Here is a 17,734-nt window from a genome sequence, read left to right as displayed (position 1 = left end):
CGATTGGCGGGTTTTTCTTCAAGGGCCGATCAATTACTTGATCTTGGCTTCCTTGTACATCACGTGCTTACGCACGACAGGATCGTACTTCTTGATTTCGATCTTGTCGGGAGTGGTACGCTTGTTCTTGTCGGTGGTGTAGAAATGGCCGGTACCGGCGCTGGACACCAAACGGATCAGGTCACGCATGATAGTTCTCCTTAAACCTTTTCGCCGCGAGCGCGGAGTTCAGCCAGAACGGCGTCGATGCCGCGCTTGTCGATAACGCGCATGCCTTTGGCAGTCAGGCGCAGACGTACGAAGCGGTTCTCGGACTCGACCCAGAAGCGGTGATGCTGCAGGTTCGGCAGAAAACGACGACGGGTTTTGTTGTTCGCGTGGGAAATGTTGTTCCCGGTTACCGGACCCTTACCGGTAACTTGACAGACTCTCGACATGCCTCAGCCCTCTAAAACCACATGCCCAACCCGGCATGGGTTGGCCGCTTGAATTCACTAGTCATTTGGCGCTCAGCGCCACGTTTCGTTGGGGTCTTACCGGCTACGCGGCAAGCGAAGAAACCGGGCCCCTAGAAAAGAGCGCTGCTTTATATCAGAAAGCCTCCAGAGCAACAAGCTCGGATTGACTTTTTGCAGCGTTGCTAAATACCGCTCGGGCTCTACAGGCTGAGTTGTCTACATCTCACCCACTTCGCCGTTCGTCGCTCGGGAGCCCCTTAAAATCCACGCACCTTTATAGAACTCGAAAGCAGGGGTCCGATTCAGCGGTCATAGCGGCAAGCACAGTCACGCAAACCAGCAGCAATAAAGTGGCACCCTACATCAGGTTTCACATCTGGCCCTATTGCTCAAGTCGAATAGCGAACATTTGTTTTGCTGTGCGAAATAAGTATTTAATTTTTAAGCTACCATTAAGCACAACTTCCGCACCGGCAGCATTAGGAAGCTCGTCTGGCCAGCTTCACAGCAGGTAATAAAGGCGATCTGCTATCGTGCCGCCCCGCTGCCCACTATTACACAGACTGATATCACCATGAGCGACGTTGAAGACATCGAGAATCCCAAAGATCGCAAGTTCGTCGAGGCGCTTTCCCGAGGCCTGGATGTTCTGCGCGCCTTCACCCACGGCTCGGTAGTGATGGGTAACCAGGACATCGCACGCATCACCGGGCTGCCCAAGCCTACGGTCTCGCGCATGACCTACACCCTGACCAAACTCGGCTACCTCAGTTACTCCCAGCAGCTGGAGAAATACCAGCTCGACTCGGGCGTTCTGGCGCTGGGATACGCCTACGTCTCCAACCTGCGTGTGCGTCAGCTGGCCAAGCCCTACATGGACGAGTTTTCCCGTCGCACCAATACCTCTGTCGGCCTCACCTGCCGTGATCGGCTTTCGATGATCTATATCGAAAATTGCCGTCCGGCCGAGGTGTCGACGCTGCGCATGGATGCCGGGGTGCGTCTGCCTCTGGCTACCACCGCGGCGGGCCGAGCTTTTCTCGCGGGCACCCCCGATAAAGAGCGCGAACATCTGATGGCCGCGCTGCAAGCCAAATACGGGGATGAATGGGCAACAATGAAGCAGTCGCTGGAGGAGTCCTTTGCCGAGTTCCGCCAGCACGGTTTCTGCCTGTCTCTTGGTGACTGGGACCGTAATGTCATGGCTGCCGGCGTGCCGCTGCATTTGGCCGACGGCAGCATCATGGCACTGACCTGCGGTGCTCCTTCGTTCCAGCTCAGCGAAGAAACGCTCCGCGGCTCGTTGGCTCATCAGTTGGAAATGCTCGCACGCGACATCGAAAGCCTGGGCGTCTGATCGCGTGAGCAACTTATCCAAACGCCGCATGAGCGCAGTCGCAAGTGTCGGCGTTGGGTGCGCTAATTACTTTTTATAAGACCCTCTGCCTTATTAAAGATCCGACGGCGTTCACTGCGCTCTGACGCTGGCCCAAGCGATGTCTGCGAGCAGGTCGCGGCAATCCGCCAATGCGGTACGCGAACGCCCAGCCAGCCAGTTTCGCGCCAGGTCATGGCAGGGCCCGATTACCACGGCTAGAAAGCAGTCACCCGGCATTCTACGAAAGGCGCCGCTGTCGCGGTGCCGACGCAAGATGGCGCTGACCCGTTCGCCATGGATCTGATTGACCTCGCGCAGCCGCTCGCCCATCTCACCCGCCTCGACTCGCCCACGGTTATGCAAGACAAAGCGTGCCCAATCCGGGTTAGCCGCAACCCAGTCGATGTAGCTGGTCACGAAGAGCCTGACGCACGCTTCGGCGTCCAGTGTTTCAATCAGACCAGACTCCAGCAGGGCGGCATATTCGCCGATGCCCTCCAGATAAAGCGCAGCGATGATCTTTTCGCGGTTACCGAAGTGGTGGTAAAGGCTGCCGATGCTGGCGCCGGAACGGTCACGAATCATCTCGATGGTGGTCGCCTCTACCCCGAACTCGGTAAAGCATGCGAGCGCGGCCCGGAGAATTTCCTGCTTGCGACTACTACGAGCCATCCGGCCTCCAAACTGACTAGAATAATGTTCTAGAATTATCTTCCACTGTTCGTATACTGCACTGATCGCGACAATCCAAAAAGTGCGGAGAACAACAAGATGGCGACGATACAGGCTCAAGAGCGCTCAATCGATAACGGCAATGGCCACCTGCTGTCCAGCTTTTGGTACCGGCCAAGCGATGCGCCACGGGGCGCCGTATTGATTGCCCCGGCGATGGGCGTCAGGCAGCGCTTCTACGCCGCTTTCGCCAGCTGGCTAGCGGACTGTGGCTACTTGGTCGTCACGTTCGACTATCTCGGCATGGGCCGCTCCCGTCAGGTGCCGTTGCGCCAGCTCAAGGTCGACATTCTCGACTGGGCTCGACACGATTGCAGCGCGATGCTGGCAGCAGTTGCGGACGCAGCCGACGAGCTGCCCCTGTTCTGGATCGGTCATAGCGTCGGTGCACAGATCCTGCCCATCGCCGAAGGCCACGAACGGCTTACCCGAATCGTGACCATCGCGGCGGGCAGCGGCTACTGGCGCGAGAACAGCCCACAGATTCGACGCAAAGCCTGGCTGCTGTGGCACGGGCTGGCTCCGGTACTGACTGCCGCCGCTGGCTATTTCCCCGGCGACAAGATCGGCGCGGTTGGCGACCTGCCGGCTGGTGTCATTCGCCAGTGGCGCCGCTGGTGCCTGCATCCGGACTATCTGCTCGGCGTAGAGGGAGAATCCGTGCGTAGCGCCTTTGCAGCGGTAAAGACACCCCTGACGTCATTGTCATTCACGGACGACGAGATGATGTCGGCACGCAACACCGAATCGCTGCACGGCTTCTATACCTGCGCACCGAAGACCATGCGCCGCATCGCCCCGATTGAAGTGGGCGCCGATCGCATCGGCCACTTCGGATTCTTTCGGGAATCATTCGCACCGACGCTCTGGACCAACTATCTGCTACCGGAGCTGTCCGTTGAGCGTGATCAGGCGGTTGCGTGAAAAAGACGCATTCGAAACGGCCGCCAGCCCGGCGCAACTTATCGATCAAGGCACCAATTGGCACGCCAGCCGCGCAGTGATCAGCTTTCTCTGTCCCACAACGCTGACTCAGCCTAGATCCGCTGCACGTTGGAATCGTGCGATTGTCGCGGGCCGCTAGCCCTTGTAGGAGCCAGCCTGCTGGCGATCCGGGCTGCAAGGGAGCATTGATCGCCAGCAAGCTGGCTCCTACACAAAGAACATCGGAGTAGTCCAAACCCAAGCCGTAGGGTGAGGAAGCCCACCACCTGCGTCCCGACGCTGCGATAAGGCGGAGGCCGCTCGCCGCATCTTAAGAAGGAATGCCTAAAAGAAGACCGGGCCATAGGGCCCGGTCGTGGTGTCGCGAGTGGGACGTTACGCCACCTGCATCAACTTAGCGTACGCCTTCAGGTGATGGTCATCGTCACCGAACTGGTGGGCGATCATCACAAGACGCTTGGCGTGGTGGGCGAGGTTGTATTCCCAGGTCATGCCGATGCCGCCGTGCAGCTGGATCGCTTCCTCGGCCACCTTGCGTGCGGCGCGGGCGCAAATGTACTTGGCGGCGGCGATGATACGGCGGCGGTCGTCGTTGTCTTCGCCGTCGGCAAAGGTCGCGGCGAGGATCGCCATGCTGGTGGCCTGCTCCAGCTCGGTCTGCATGTCCACCATGCGGTGCTGCAGCACCTGGAATTTACCGATCGGCACGCCGAACTGCTTGCGCGTCTTCAGGTAGTCGAGGGTCAGCTTGCAGGCTTCGTCCATGCTACCCAGCGCGTCGGCGCATTGCGCGGCGATGGCGCGACCCTGCTGGTAGCGCAGCGCAGAGAGCGCGTTGCCAATTTCGCCAAGCACGGCATCGGAACCCACCTGGACGTTGTCGAGGAACAGCTCGCAGCCCTTACGTCCGTCGATGGTCGGGTAGACGCGACGGCTGACGCCCTGGGCGTTCGGGTCGACGAGGAACAGGCTGATGCCAGCTTCGTCGCGGCTGTCGCCTGAGCTGCGCGCGGAAACAATGATCCGCCCGGCACTGTGCCCGCCGATGACCACGGCCTTGCGACCGGACAAGCGATAGCCGCCGTCGACCGCCTCGGCTTTGGTCTGCACGTCGTGGAGGTTGTAGTGGCTCTGCGGCTCGTCGAAGGCCACAGCCAGTTGCAGCGAACCGGCCGCGACCTGCGGCAGCAGATCTTCTTTCTGCGCATCACTGCCCATCTGGTTCAACAGTCCGCCGCCATAGATAACCGATTGCAGGTAGGGCTCCAGCGTCAGGCCGCGGCCCAGTTCGGTCATCACCAGCATGGTTTCCACGCCGCCGCCGCCAAAGCCGCCGATCTCTTCGGCGAACGGTACGGCGGTCAGGCCCAGCTCGCCCAGTTGGCCCCAGAACTCGGCGGAAAAGCCCAGCTCGGACTCGCTGAACTTCTCGCGCTGCTCGAACGGATAGGCGTCGCGCACCAGACGCGCAGCGGTGTCTTGCAGCATCTGCTGCTCTTCAGTCAGTTTGAAGTCCATTGCGGTGCCCCCTTACAGCTCGAGAATCATCTTCGAGACGATGTTCTTCTGGATTTCGTTGGAGCCGCCGAAGATCGACAGCTTGCGCATGTTGAAGTAGTCGCCGGCCAGCGATGCGCTGTAGTCGGCGTGCAAGAGATCGCCTTCGTAGTCCAGCTGCATCTCCTCTTCAAGAAACGGCAACGCATAGGGGCCGATGACCTTGCGCAAGAGGTGAGTGATCGCCTGGCGGATCTCCGTGCCCTTGACCTTGAGGATCGAAGACTCGGCACCGGGTACGCCACCCTCCTTCGCCGCAGCGAGGATGCGCAGGGTGCTCATCTCGATGGCCATCAGCTGCATTTCGACCTCCGCCACCTGAGCGCGGAACAGCGGGTCTTCGAGCATCGGCTTGCCGTCGCAGACTTCCTTCATGGCGATGCGCTTGAGATGCGTCAGCGCGGCCTTGGAGGCGCCGATGCCGGCAAGGCCGGTGCGCTCGTGAGTCAGCAGATACTTGGCGCAGGTCCAGCCCTGGTTTTCTTCGCCGACGAGGTTCTCCACGGGGACGCGGACGTTGTCGAAGAAGACTTCGTTGACCTCATGGTCGCCGTCCAGGGTGATGATCGGCCGCACGCTGATGCCGGGGCTCTTCATGTCGATCAACAGGAAGCTGATGCCGCGCTGCTGCTGGGCTTCGGGGTCGGTGCGCACCAGGCAGAAGATCATGTTGGCGTGCTGGCCGAGGGTGGTCCAGGTCTTCTGGCCGTTGACCACATAATGGTCGCCATCGCGCACGGCGCGGGTCTTGAGGCTTGCCAGATCGGAACCAGCGCCCGGCTCGGAGTAGCCTTGGCACCACCAGTCTTCACCCGAGAGGATGCGCGGCAGGTAATGGTCCTTCTGCTGCTGGTTGCCAAACTTGATGATCACTGGCGCGACCATGTTCACGCCGAACGGTACGGTACGCGGCGCGCCGAACTGGGCGCATTCCTCGTCGAAAATGTGTTTCTCCACCGGGCCCCAGGTGGTGCCGCCCAGCTCCACCGGCCAGCCCGGCGCGTACCAGCCGCGCTTGACCAGAATCTGCTGCCAGCGCTCGTGGTCCTGTTTGGACATGTGCTTGCCGAGCTTGACCTTGGCGGCGATGTCCGCGGGCAGCTCGTTTGTCAGGAAGGCGCGCACTTCATCACGGAAGGCGAGCTCTTCGGCCGTGTAATTGACGTTCATGGATGAATCCTCGATGTCCGTTCTGAGTGCAGGCGGGCGGGGCTCATCGCCCGGCCTGCCATTCGGTGAAGGTGCGGCCTTCGGCGGCCAGTTTTTCCAGCAGTGGTGCCGGCTTCCACCAGTCGCCGCAACGTGAGTACAGCTCCTTGACCCGCGCCAGCACGGTGTCCAGGCCAACGCTGTCGGCATAGAACATCGGCCCGCCACGGAAGGCCGGAAAGCCATAGCCGTTGAGGTAGATGACGTCGATGTCGCTGGAGCGCTGGGCGATGCCCTCTTCAAGAATCTTCGCCCCCTCGTTGACCAGCGCGAAGATGCAGCGCTCGACAATGTACTGCTCGTCCAGCGCCTTTCGCTCGATGCCCTTTTCTCGCGACGCTGCTTCCAGCATAGGCCCGAGTTCAGGGTTCTCCAGCGGCGTGCGGTTACCCGGCTCGTAACGGTAGTAGCCGGCACCGGTCTTCTGCCCAAGCATGCCAGCGGCACAGAGCTTGTCCGAGACGGTGGGGAAATCCAGGTGCGCTGGCAGCGTCGCGCGCTGGCGTTTGCGGATCGCCTGGCCGATGTCGAGGCCCGACAGATCGCGCATGGCGAAGGGTCCCATGGCCATGCCGAAGTTGCGCAGCGCACCATCGACCTGTTGTGGCGTGGCACCCTCCTCCAGGAGGAATTCCGCCTCACGGCCGTACTGGAAGACCATGCGGTTGCCAACGAAGCCGTCGCAGACACCCACAACAACCGAGACCTTCTTCAGCTGCTTGCCGATGGCCATGGCAGTAGCGAGCACTTCATTGCTGGTCTTCTCGCCACGCACGACTTCCAGCAGGCGCATGACGTTGGCCGGGCTGAAGAAATGCAGGCCGACCACGTCCTCTGGGCGCTTGGTGAAAGCCGCGATGGCATCCAAATCGAGTGAGGACGTATTGGAGGCGAGTATCGCGCCGGGTTTGCACACCGCATCCAGTTGCTCGAACACCTGCTGCTTGACGCCCATCTCCTCGAATACGGCCTCGACCACCACGTCGGCATCGGCCAGGGCGCCGTAATCAGTGACGCCTGTGATCAGCGCAAGGCGCTGCTCCATCGCGTCTTCGGTCAGGCTGCCGCGCTTGACGCTGGCCGCGTAGGTGTCGCGTGCGCGCTGCAGGCCGCGTTGCAGAGCTTCCTTGTTGATTTCCAGCAGCTTCACCGGCACCCCGGCATTGGCGAAACTCAGGGCGATACCGACACCCATGGTGCCGCCGCCGATCACCGCGGCGGTCTTGATCGACCGCGGCTTCGTATCGGATGGCAGATCGTTGATTTTGCCAGCTTGGCGCTCGGCGAAGAATGAATGAACCAGAGCACCACGCTGAGGCGAGTTCAGGCACTCGGCGAACAACTCGCGCTCGCGCTTGAGCCCCTCGGCCAAGGGCAATTGAGTGGCCGCCTCTACCGCTGCGATGCAACGCAGCGGTGAAAAAAGCCCAGGCATGCGTTTGGCGACTTCAGCATGCTTGGCACGGATCAGGGCCTCGTTGTCGGCGCCCTCAAGACCTTGGGTCTGCTCGCCAGTGCGTCGCGGTGCGCGGTTTTCCTCGACCATACGACGGGCGTAGCCGAGACCGGCGTCCACCAGATCACCATCAAAAAGCTCGTCGACGATATTGTGCTCGACCGCCTCGGCGGCGCTGATCGGCGTGCCGCTGACAATCATGTCCAGCGCTTTCTCGACGCCGGCCAGACGCGGCAGCCGCTGGGTGCCGCCGGCGCCGGGCAACAATCCCAGCTTCACTTCCGGAAGGCCGACCTTGGCGTCCCGCCGGGCGATGCGGTAATGACAACCCAGCGCGACTTCAAGTCCGCCACCCAGCGCAGTGCCATGGATCACCGCCACGCTCGGCTTGCTGCAGCCTTCGATAACCTCGATCACCTCCGGCAGGCTCGGCGCCTGCGGCGGCTTGCCGAACTCCTTTATGTCAGCGCCGGCAATAAAGGTATTGCCCTCGCACACCAATACCACGGCACGGACCTGCTGGTCCGCTTCGGCGCGCTGAAAAGCGTTCAGCAAGCCTTCTCGTACCACTTGGCCGAGGGCGTTGACAGGTGGGTTGTTGACCTTGATCAGAGCGATCTCGCCCCGAATTTCGAGCCTTACGGCTTCCGTCATGGCAGGCCTCCGCTTGTGAAATGATGATTAGAATTGTTATTTCACGGAATCATGTTTCGCACAGCAGAATAGTCGAGTCATTTCCGCATGTCGAGAGACTGGCGATAATCGATGAACCTAGCAAGCTCCATAAGCGATGCAGCGTTCCCGTGATAACCGAGGCCAGCATCGGCTTGTACAGGTGACAAGTAATTGCAGGCAGCGCATCCAGTACCGGCTCGTTGGCCTTTTCGTTTTGCCGGGCATAAAAAAGGAGCCGTCCCCGTGGGGGCGGCTCCTCGTGCCTGACCTGCTTACAACCCGAGGCAGAGGTACTTGATCTCGAGGTAATCCTCGATCCCGTACTTCGAGCCTTCACGACCCAACCCGGAAGATTTCACGCCTCCAAACGGCGCCACCTCGGTGGAGATCATGCCGGTGTTTATGCCGATCATTCCCGACTCGATGGCTTCGGCGACGCGAAACACGCGGCCCAGATCGCGGGCGTAGAAATAGGCCGCCAGGCCAAACTCGGTGTCATTGGCGAGCGCGATACCTTCTGGCTCGTCCTTGAAGCGGAACAGCGGCGCCAGCGGTCCGAAGGTCTCTTCCTTGGCCACCTTGGCGTTGTGCGGCACATTGACCATCAGTGTCGGCTCGAAATAGCTGCCACCCATCTGATGCGCTTTGCCGCCGGTGAGCACCTGCGCACCATTGGCGACAGCATCTTCAATGTGCTCGCGGACCTTTGTCGCGGCGCGATCATCGATCAACGGCCCGATGTCCACCCCCTCGTCCAGCCCATTGCCTACCTTGAGCTTTTCCACCGCGGCCTGAAATTTCTTGGCGAACTCGTCGTACACGCCGTCCTGGACATAGATACGGTTGACGCACACGCAAGTCTGACCGGCGTTGCGGTATTTAGACTGCATGGCACCTTTGACGGCCTCGTCCAGGTCAGCATCATCGAAAACGAGGAAAGGCGCGTTACCGCCCAGCTCCAGCGAGAGCTTCTTGATACCGGGCGCGCACTGGGCCATCAACCTGGCACCGATTTCCGTGGAGCCAGTAAAGCTGAGCTTGCGCACGGTCGGGTTGGCCGTCAGCTCGTCCCCAATGTCGCCGGCCGACCCGGTGACGACGCTGAACACGCCCTTTGGGATGCCGGCACGTTCAGCCAGCTCAGCCAGGGCCAGGGCGGAAAACGGTGTCTGGCTGGCAGGCTTGAGCACCATGGTGCAGCCTGCGGCAAGCGCAGGGCCGGCCTTGCGGGTGATCATTGCTGCCGGGAAGTTCCACGGCGTGATGGCCGCGGTCACACCGATCGGCTGCTTGATGACGATGATGCGCTTGTCTTTCTGATGGCCTGGGATTGTGTCGCCATAGACACGCTTGGCCTCCTCGGCGAACCACTCGATGAACGAGGCGGCGTAAGCGATCTCGCCCTTGGACTCGGCCAGCGGCTTGCCCTGCTCCAAAGTCATCAGCCGGCCCAGGTCGTCCTGGTTCTCCATCATCAGTTCGAACCAGCGGCGCAGCTTCTGTGAGCGTTCCTTGGCGGTCAGATCACGCCAGGCGGGAAGCGCACGCTCGGCGGCTTCGATGGCACGACGCGTCTCGGCGGCGCCCATTTTCGGTACGGTGCCAAGAATCTCGTTGTTGGCCGGGTTGTTGACCTTGATGGTCTGGCCGCCATCCGCATCCTGCCAGGCCCCGTCTATATAAGCCTGCTGGCGGAACAGCGAAGTGTCTTTGAGTTGCATGGCAGTCTCCTACGAGCCGGCGCTGGGCCGGACAATGAATCAAGGCCTGAGGCCGTACGGGGCAGTTGGCAGTGGAACCGCCCGACTAAGGTCAGAACGAGGCTTGGCCTTGGGGTTCCAGCTGGATCATAGAGCGTTTGAAATCTCGAACGAATCCTAGGCCTGCGCCCGATAACAGGCAACATCATGTTCGAAAAAATTAACGCACCATAGCTCAGCCTGATGAACAACCGAATCGGCGCATCAAGCCCTGAACCATCAGCCACGCAGCCGCCGAAGCGCCATGGACGACCGCAGACGACATGCGTATGATTGCGCCCCGCAACGCACCAGTAGCTCAGCTGGATAGAGTACTGCCCTCCGAAGGCAGGGGTCGTGGGTTCGAATCCCGCCTGGTGCGCCATCTTCAAAAACAAAAGCCCCGGATATTCATCCGGGGCTTTTGTTTTTTATCCAAATCGATGAGCGTGACGTCAAACCGCACGCTTACTTCGCGAGTCATCAAACTAACTCATATGACTTTTTCGAGCGCCTCGAGCAGCAAGGCGATCTTCTGCTCGTTTCGCTTGTAGTAAGTCCAGGGGCCGATGCGTTGTGAGGTCACCAGCTGAGCACGCTGGAGCGCGGCGAGGTAATTGGAGACAGTCGATTGAGACAGCCCTACCCGCTCCTGGATGATGCTGACGCAGACGCCCAGCTGCTCGGGATCGGCTTCCTGCTCCGGGAAGTTGGTCTTCGGGTCTTTGAGCAGGGTAAGGATGGCCAGGCGGGTTGGGTTGTCCAACGCCTTCAGCGCTTCACTGACGTCTATGTTCATATTCGCGGCGGCTAGTGGGTTTTCGCGATCTTACGATACTTCGTGCCGAATCGCTGCGTGCCTGCTGATGTCAGGCACGCAGCGGGGGCTCAGGCCGAATGCGTGGGATAGTCCGTGTAACCCGTGGCGGTACCGCCGTACATGCTATTGGGATCAAGCGTGTTCATCGGCCAGCCATTGGCGATACGTGCTGGCAGATCGGGGTTGGCGATGAACGGTCGGCCGAATGCGATGAGGTCTGCCCACCCGGCTTCGATGGCTGCAGCTGCGCGCTCCGGCGTGTATCTGCCGGCATAGATGATCTTGCCGCTGAAGGCCTCGCGGACTGCCTTGCGAAAGCTGTCGGGCAGCTCGGGCGCGCTGTCCCAGTCGGCCTCAGCGAGGGAAAGGTAGGCAACACCGATTTCTTCCAGGCATTTGACTGCCTCGACATAGGTCTCCTGTGGGTCTTCCTCGACAAGCCCGAGGTAGACGCGCTCCTCATCCGTGCTGGCGAACAGCGGCGCAAAGCGAACGCCCAAACGGTCAGCGCCGATGGTATCGGCAATGGCCTGGACCACTTCACGGAGAAAGCGCAGGCGGTTATGCAGCGAGCCGCCATATTCGTCGGTCCTGACATTGGTATGCGCGGAGATGAACTGGTTGACCAGGTAGCCGTTGGCACAATGAATCTCGACGCCGTCAAAGCCAGCCTCCAACGCATTGCGCGCAGCCTGGGCGTAGAGCTGCACCAACTCTTTGACCTCTGCATTGGTAAGCGCTCGCGGGGTCGATGGCTCCGCCAGCATGCCTTCGCCCGGCCCGGTCTCGATGAACACCTTGACGTTACGTGCAGGAATTGCCGAAGGCGCGACCGGGTCCGCCCCACCCGGTTGCAGGGAGGTGTGCGATACGCGGCCGACGTGCCACAACTGCGCAAAAATCACCCCGCCCTCGGCATGTACCGCCTGGCTTATCGCCTTCCAGCCTTCGATCTGCTCGGGACTGTAAATGCCCGGCGTCCAGGCATAGCCTTGGCCGCGTGGTTCGATCTGGGTGCCTTCGGTGACCATGAAGCCGGCCCCGGCCCGTTGCCGGTAGTAGGCGGCCATCAATTCGTTTGGAATATTGCCCGGCTGCGTGCTGCGCGAGCGCGTCAGTGGCGGCAGCACGATGCGGTTACGCAGCGGATAGGGGCCAAGTGTCGTGGGTGCAAAAAGCGATTGATAATTCATAACGTAATATTTGGATATCGTGGTTAATAGATATAAATAGATGAGGCTTAGCTCGATGGATCAGTGAGCTATGGCCGCCCTGATCAGTTCGGGGCGACAGCTGCACCAGCCCGGCGATGCTGGCCATCATATCGATAAATGTCAATATCTAGTTATACGGTTCTGCTGTGATCGCTATCCGATTGGGCTACAGGGTGCTCCGGGCTCACCTGCTGGCCCAGCCCCAGCTGGGACCGGTTGGCTGCAACGACTTAGCGACCCAACGAGATTATTCTCGCCGCTCTATGACAGATCAGACCTGCACGGCGCCGATCGCCACGGCGAACGCCAGCATGATCAGGCTCACGCCCCAGGCCCAGAAGAAGGTAAAGGCGATGTGCTTGCGTAATTCCACCCCGGCCAGGGCAAGGGCCAGGTAGACGCTCGGGACAACAGGGCTGATGGCGAAGCCCGTGTTCTCGCCGATCAGTATTCTCGTGCACTGCCCTATATCGCCCTTACGCCAGATACCAGCATTCGCCCATTGGCCGATGCCGCGCTGCGGCACCTGGACGTGGATCCTTCGCCTGCCTGGGAAGTCGCCCACATGAGCTCGGCCGTTGCGCTGGTTCGCGAAGGATTGGGGTTTTCCCTGTTGCCGGCCAGTTGCGCCTCGGTTTTCAACATCGAACGCTGCCATGTGGTGCCGATCAAGCAACCCGCACGGCGGTCCATCGGACTGCTGGAAACGGGGCCAGTATCGCGCTCACCGTCAATGAGCGCCTTCATGGCCTTCTTGCATGAGCGGCTTTTAGCTAGCCGATGAGTTGATCCTGGCCGTCATGAATGAGCGGAATGGGCCGCCCGAAGGCGGCGGCCTATTCATTTGCGACGCAGCAACGCTGGGTGATCAGTGCTCGTGCTTCTCGCTGACGAAGCTCAGCGAGGAGAACATGCCGCGCACACGCGCATCGGGGTCATCGTTCGGAACGGTTGTGGACGCTGCGATGACATTCAGGCCGCGGTTGCGCACGATGATTTTCGCCTTGCCCTGGGCGTCGGTTTTCGTCGCGACTTCATCAGGTGCGTTCACGAAGTCGGCGACAAGCTCGACGTCGGAAGCCGGTTTGCCGTCAACCAGGACTTGGACTTCCAATTCCTTGCCAGCTTCAACCGACAACGGGTCCTGTTGGGGCACGATCACCAGTTTCAGCTTATCCAAGGGGGGCAGCTTTGCGCCCTCCTCCAGCACTGCCAGGGTGTACTTGTAGTAGCGCCCGGAATCCAGCGCGCCGGGTACCTGGGTCTCTCCGACATTGAGCCACTTCTTGTCTGGCGCCTGGGTCCAGTAACCGTTGTCCAGCGCAACGCTGAGCACCGCGGCCGATTCCGTTGGCTTGAGGCGCGCGTGGTCCTCGAGCTTCTCGACGGTCACCGGAATACGACCGCCCCGCAGGTCGCTTGCCCAGGCCCCGGAAATTTTCTTCGGGTCATAGGCATTGTCTTCGGCACCGTCGCCGTAGATCACCTCGATGTTGCCGCGCCGTTCCGCGGTCCAGATGCCGTGGGCCGAAACTTGTCCGGCGAACATGGCGGCCAGGAGTGCAGCGGCGATTTTCGCGTGTTGCTTGTTCATTGTTGTTCCTTACGGATGGGGCTGGTGACAACCGGCTCGGGGGAGCGAGCCGGGTGGCATTATAGATTCAGCGACAGGCTCAGGCTGAGGTTGCGCGGTTCGCCCGGCATGACCCAGACGTTGCTGTAGGACCGCTCGTAGTAGGTGCGGTCGAAGGCGTTATTGAGATTCACACCAAGAGTCAGATCCTGGGTGGCCTTGTAGCGCGCCAGCAAGTCTACAGTGGTGTAACCCGGCAGTTCGAAACCGCTGTCCGCGACATTGCCGGAACGATCACCGACATAGTTGACGCCAGCGCCGAGCTCGAGGCCTCGCAGGCCGCCGTCAAGGAACTCATAAACGCCCAGCAGGCTGCCGCTGTGCTCAGGAACGTTGAGTAGACGGCTGCCGCGCGCCAGGGTGTTGTCCTCGGTGACTTCGGCATCCACGTAGGCATAGGCACCAATCACGCGAAGCTCGTCGGTCAACTGCCCGGTCAGTTGCAGGTCGATACCGCGACTGCGCACTTCACCCGCCGCGATCTGGTAGCTCGAATCGACCGGATCGGCAGTGAGCACGTTTTCCTTGGTCAGGTGGAAAGCAGCAATGGTCATGCCCAGACGACTGTCGAGCAGATCGAACTTGAAGCCCGCTTCGTAGCCGACGCCCTCCTCCGGATCGAATGACGTTCCGGTACCAGGCCGGGGCGCACCCGTATTGGGCTTGAACGATTGTGAGGCGTTGGCGAACACAGCGACCTCAGGCGTGAATTGATAGAGCGCGCCAATGCGTGGCGTGATCTTTTCGTGGGTCTGCTCGACGCGTGTGCCGGCAACTTCGTTGTCCAGGCGATGCTCGTAGTGGTCATAACGCGCGCCAATGACGCCGAACAGCTTCTCACTGAAGCGCATCTGGTCCTGCAGGTTCAGTGAACGGGAATAGACCAGCTCATGGCGATCAGTGCTGCGCCCGCCTGGACCTACGCTGAATGGCAATCGTGGCTGGCCGTAGACCGGCTCGTAGATGTCGATTTGCGAAATGGGACGAGTGCGCAGCACCTCTTCGGCCTTGGCAAAGCGCTCGTACTCGGTCCCGATCAGCAGGTTGTGCTCGATGTCGCCGGTGTAGACCAGGCCGCGCAGCTCCAGCTGAGTAATGCTGTCTTGCCAATCGTAATCGCGGTAGCGGTACTCCCGGTTGAGCGTGCGGCCGTCAGCAGCAAGGGTGCTCGCCTCGGTGGCGCCGCCGCTCAGCCTACCTTGCTTGTAATGGCTGGCGAGTCGAACAGTCCAGCTGGCGTTCAGGTCATGCTCGAGCTCGGCCTGAAGGCTTTCGTTGTTGTTGTCGATTTCTCCGTCACCGGGCTCACCGAAAAAGTCGGAGCGCGAAACGCGGCCAAGACGGTCGTTCGGCGCAACCACGCCGCGGTCGAAGACCTGGCTGCTACGAATGACTTCAGCCTGAACCAGCAGGCGCGTTTGTGGCGTCAGTTCCCAACTGAACGCGGGGGCGAAGAACTGACGCTCGCTGGTGCGGTAATCGCGAAAGCTCTTGTTGTCCTCCACCGCGAGGTTCATGCGGTAGAGCATCTTGCCGTCGTCATCCAGGGGCGTGTTGACGTCCAGGCTGCTGCGGTAGCGATCCCAACGGCCGGCGCTCAGGTCCAGGCGCGTGAACTGATCATTCTGCGGACGCTTGCTGACGATGTTGATGGTGCCGCCTGGGTCGCCGCGGCCATACAGGCTGGAGGCCGGGCCTTTGAGCACATCGATGCGCTCGACGTTGGAGGGGTCCTGCGGGTTCATGTATCCGCGGTTGACGCTGAAGCCGTCCTTGTAGAATTCCGATGTGGTCAGCCCGCGGATGCTGTACTCGTACATGGTCAGGCCGCCGAAGTCGTTCTGACGCGCAACGCCACCGGCGTAGTCCAGGGCCTTCTCGATGCGGGGGCTGTCCAGGTCATCGAGCACCGTAGCAGGAATGACGCTGACCGCCTGGGGCACCTCCTCCAGCGGGCTATCGGTCTTGGTGGCGCTTGCTGAGCGCCGGGCCTGGTATCCCTTGACCTCGGCCTGCTCACGATCTGCCGTGACCACCACTTCATCGAGCACTGCGCTGTCCGATTCCTGCGCCAGCGCCGACATGCTGCCCAAACCCGCCGCAGCGGCAATTCCCAGTAACCGTGCTACAACCCTGCTGTTGCTCATGACCGCTTCCGATTTGATGTTATACCGTAACATTTGATCGAAGCCGCCCAGCGGTGTCAATGCCGCATCCCGCTCTGGAAAGCTGTATCTGGGTGCGGCAGCATGCAGTCACCACAACACCAATCAACCCTGCGAGCGCGCATATGATCGATTTCAACAACAAAGGCTTTTTCAAGCTGAAGCAGAACAACGAGTACGCCGAGCGGGTCAGGTCCCTGTTGCTGGATGATGAACAGGTAGTCGATGCCTACAAGTCGATGCGTGACGGTGTGGTGTTCACCACCAAGCGGATCATCGCCGTCAACGTGCAAGGGATCACTGGCAGCAAGAAGGATTTCACCTCGTTGCCCTACAAGAACATCGTCGCCTACTCGGTAGAGACCTCCGGCACTTTCGATCTGGACTCGGAGCTGGAGATCTACTTTTCCTCGCTGGGTCTGGTGAAGTTCGAGTTCACCGGCAAGACCGCCATCGTCGAGATATCGAAACACATTTCCAGGAATCTGCTCTGAACGAACGCCTCTAGGAGTAACGATGCATTCACTGAGAACCCACGGCTTGGGGCTGCTGACGGTGGGGTTGGCAGCAATGATCAGCCAGACAGGGATGGCAGCAACGAAACTGGCGGACATCGACGCAACAGTGAATGACGCTGCCAGAAAGGTGATGGAACAGCACGGCATCCCCGGCCTCGCCATCGCGATCACCGCGCAGGGACAACAGCGCTTCTACAACTTCGGCCTGACCTCCAAAACGACACAACAGCCCGTTACCCGAGATACGCTGTTCGAAGTAGGTTCGGTCAGCAAGACGCTCACGGCTACCCTCGCCGCCTACGCTGAGGCCGAAGGCAAGCTCTCGCTGACCGACAGCCCGGGTCGCCATCTGCCGGCGCTGCAAGACACTGCGCTCGAACCGGTTTCGCTGATCAACCTGGCCACACACACCGCGGGCGGCTTTCCGCTGCAGCTACCCGACGAAGTCGGCGATGAGCAGCAGCTGAACGATTACTTCAGTACCTGGCAGCCGCAACACACCCCAGGAAGCTACCGCATTTATGCCAATCCCAGTATCGGCCTGCTTGGCCGGGCCACGGCTGCCAGCCTGGGGCTTTCCTACACTGACGCTCTGCAGACGCAGCTACTGCCAAAGCTGGGTATGTCCAGCACCTATATCGCTGTCCCGACGGGCGACATGCCGCGCTATGCACAGGGGTACAACCAGAAAGGCGAGCCGGTCAGGCTGAACCCCGCGTTGCTGGCCGCTGAAGCCTATGGCGTGAAGACCACCAGCGAGGATCTGCTGAAATTCGTCGAGGCCCAGCTCGGAGTCATCAAGATCGATGACAAGGTCATTCAGGCCATGGCCGCCACCCGGACTGGCTACTACCGAGTCGGCGAGATGACGCAGGCCTTGGTCTGGGAGCAGTACCGCTATCCGGTCGCGTTAAAAGACCTGCTGGTGGGCAACAGCAGCAAGATGGCGCTCGAACCTCATCCAGTCGAAACAATAACGCCGCCGTTGGCGCCGCAGCTGGACGTTTGGATCAACAAGACCGGCTCGACCAATGGCTTCGGTGCCTATGTGGCATTCGTACCCGCCAGGCAACTGGGGATCGTGATACTCGCCAACCGCTATTACCCCAACGAGGAACGAGTAAAACTCGCCTATCGCATACTTACTCATCTGGCTGAATAGGAGCGCCAACACCCTGGGTAACGAGGCTAGAAACGATAACCCCCGAACAGAATCTGAGGGCTCACGACACTAT

Annotated in this window: 16 protein-coding genes, 1 tRNA gene and 1 pseudogene; 6 read left to right on the top strand and 12 right to left on the bottom strand. The window is 60.5% G+C overall.

The window, feature by feature from the left end:
• Positions 1-33 precede the first annotated feature (33 nt).
• Entirely contained in the window at positions 34-189 is a 156-nt protein-coding gene (rpmG, locus tag EA797_RS00420; RefSeq protein WP_045423166.1) for a 50S ribosomal protein L33, read from the bottom strand.
• A gap of 11 nt (positions 190-200) precedes the next feature.
• On the bottom strand, positions 201-437 hold the full coding sequence (gene rpmB, locus EA797_RS00415) for a 50S ribosomal protein L28 (protein WP_019339373.1): 237 nt from the start codon (positions 435-437) through the stop codon (positions 201-203).
• A gap of 595 nt (positions 438-1,032) precedes the next feature.
• Between rpmB and EA797_RS00410 the strand changes: the two genes are divergently transcribed.
• Positions 1,033-1,815, top strand: coding sequence for an IclR family transcriptional regulator (locus EA797_RS00410; protein WP_122163177.1), 783 nt, complete (start codon positions 1,033-1,035; stop codon positions 1,813-1,815).
• Between the two features lie 111 nt (positions 1,816-1,926).
• Here the strand turns inward: EA797_RS00410 and EA797_RS00405 are convergent, their stop codons facing one another.
• Positions 1,927-2,508 (bottom strand): TetR/AcrR family transcriptional regulator, encoded by a 582-nt coding sequence (locus tag EA797_RS00405; protein WP_122163175.1) that lies wholly within the window; start codon positions 2,506-2,508, stop codon positions 1,927-1,929.
• Positions 2,509-2,607: 99 nt separating this feature from the next.
• On the opposite strand from EA797_RS00405, the gene EA797_RS00400 reads away from it, so the two are divergent.
• Positions 2,608-3,492 carry an alpha/beta hydrolase family protein gene (locus EA797_RS00400; protein WP_122163173.1) on the top strand — a complete coding sequence of 295 codons (885 nt, stop codon included), beginning with the start codon at positions 2,608-2,610 and terminating at the stop codon, positions 3,490-3,492.
• 396 nt (positions 3,493-3,888) lie between these two features.
• Here EA797_RS00400 and EA797_RS00395 read toward each other — a convergent pair whose 3' ends face one another.
• The 4 genes from EA797_RS00395 to gabD form a co-directional block, all read right to left on the bottom strand.
• Complete coding sequence (locus EA797_RS00395) at positions 3,889-5,031, bottom strand: acyl-CoA dehydrogenase family protein (protein ID WP_122163171.1); 1,143 nt, start codon at positions 5,029-5,031, stop codon at positions 3,889-3,891.
• Positions 5,032-5,043: 12 nt separating this feature from the next.
• The gene (locus EA797_RS00390) at positions 5,044-6,240 is read right to left on the bottom strand and encodes an acyl-CoA dehydrogenase family protein (RefSeq protein ID WP_122163169.1); all 1,197 of its coding nucleotides are present in this window, start codon (positions 6,238-6,240) and stop codon (positions 5,044-5,046) included.
• A gap of 43 nt (positions 6,241-6,283) precedes the next feature.
• Positions 6,284-8,389, bottom strand: coding sequence for a 3-hydroxyacyl-CoA dehydrogenase NAD-binding domain-containing protein (locus EA797_RS00385; protein WP_122163167.1), 2,106 nt, complete (start codon positions 8,387-8,389; stop codon positions 6,284-6,286).
• A 293-nt stretch (positions 8,390-8,682) separates the two neighbouring features.
• On the bottom strand, positions 8,683-10,131 hold the full coding sequence (gabD, locus tag EA797_RS00380) for an NADP-dependent succinate-semialdehyde dehydrogenase (protein ID WP_122163165.1): 1,449 nt from the start codon (positions 10,129-10,131) through the stop codon (positions 8,683-8,685).
• Between the two features lie 326 nt (positions 10,132-10,457).
• Between gabD and EA797_RS00375 the strand changes: the two genes are divergently transcribed.
• Positions 10,458-10,534 (top strand) — tRNA-Arg (locus EA797_RS00375).
• A gap of 108 nt (positions 10,535-10,642) precedes the next feature.
• Here EA797_RS00375 and EA797_RS00370 read toward each other — a convergent pair.
• From EA797_RS00370 to EA797_RS00360, 3 genes and pseudogenes are all read right to left on the bottom strand, one after another.
• Complete coding sequence (locus EA797_RS00370; RefSeq protein ID WP_122163163.1) at positions 10,643-10,948, bottom strand: ArsR/SmtB family transcription factor; 306 nt, start codon at positions 10,946-10,948, stop codon at positions 10,643-10,645.
• Positions 10,949-11,037: 89 nt separating this feature from the next.
• Positions 11,038-12,162: an alkene reductase gene (locus EA797_RS00365; protein ID WP_122163161.1), complete on the bottom strand. Its 1,125-nt coding sequence runs from the start codon at positions 12,160-12,162 to the stop codon at positions 11,038-11,040.
• Positions 12,163-12,454: 292 nt separating this feature from the next.
• A pseudogene (locus EA797_RS00360) lies at positions 12,455-12,634 on the bottom strand (CitMHS family transporter); the annotation flags it as partial.
• Between the two features lie 51 nt (positions 12,635-12,685).
• On the opposite strand from EA797_RS00360, the gene EA797_RS00355 reads away from it, so the two are divergent.
• Positions 12,686-12,967 carry a LysR substrate-binding domain-containing protein gene (locus EA797_RS00355; RefSeq protein WP_244214042.1) on the top strand — a complete coding sequence of 94 codons (282 nt, stop codon included), beginning with the start codon at positions 12,686-12,688 and terminating at the stop codon, positions 12,965-12,967.
• 84 nt (positions 12,968-13,051) lie between these two features.
• On the opposite strand, the gene EA797_RS00350 is transcribed toward EA797_RS00355, so the two are convergent.
• Positions 13,052-13,777 (bottom strand): DUF4198 domain-containing protein, encoded by a 726-nt coding sequence (locus EA797_RS00350; protein ID WP_122163157.1) that lies wholly within the window; start codon positions 13,775-13,777, stop codon positions 13,052-13,054.
• Between the two features lie 59 nt (positions 13,778-13,836).
• Entirely contained in the window at positions 13,837-15,963 is a 2,127-nt protein-coding gene (locus tag EA797_RS00345; RefSeq protein ID WP_122164627.1) for a TonB-dependent siderophore receptor, read from the bottom strand.
• 143 nt (positions 15,964-16,106) lie between these two features.
• Here EA797_RS00345 and EA797_RS00340 point away from each other — a divergent pair, with 143 nt between their 5' ends.
• Together EA797_RS00340 and ampC are read left to right on the top strand one after the other, a co-directional pair.
• On the top strand, positions 16,107-16,475 hold the full coding sequence (locus EA797_RS00340; protein ID WP_122164626.1) for a PH domain-containing protein: 369 nt from the start codon (positions 16,107-16,109) through the stop codon (positions 16,473-16,475).
• A 22-nt stretch (positions 16,476-16,497) separates the two neighbouring features.
• Positions 16,498-17,661 carry a class C beta-lactamase gene (gene ampC, locus EA797_RS00335; protein ID WP_244214041.1) on the top strand — a complete coding sequence of 388 codons (1,164 nt, stop codon included), beginning with the start codon at positions 16,498-16,500 and terminating at the stop codon, positions 17,659-17,661.
• The last annotated feature ends 73 nt before the right edge of the window (positions 17,662-17,734 follow it).

Origin of the sequence: Stutzerimonas zhaodongensis (genome assembly GCF_003696365.1) — a bacterium.
GTDB classification, from domain to species: Bacteria; Pseudomonadota; Gammaproteobacteria; order Pseudomonadales; family Pseudomonadaceae; genus Stutzerimonas; species Stutzerimonas zhaodongensis.
This window is presented reverse-complemented; position numbering and strand designations above follow the sequence as displayed.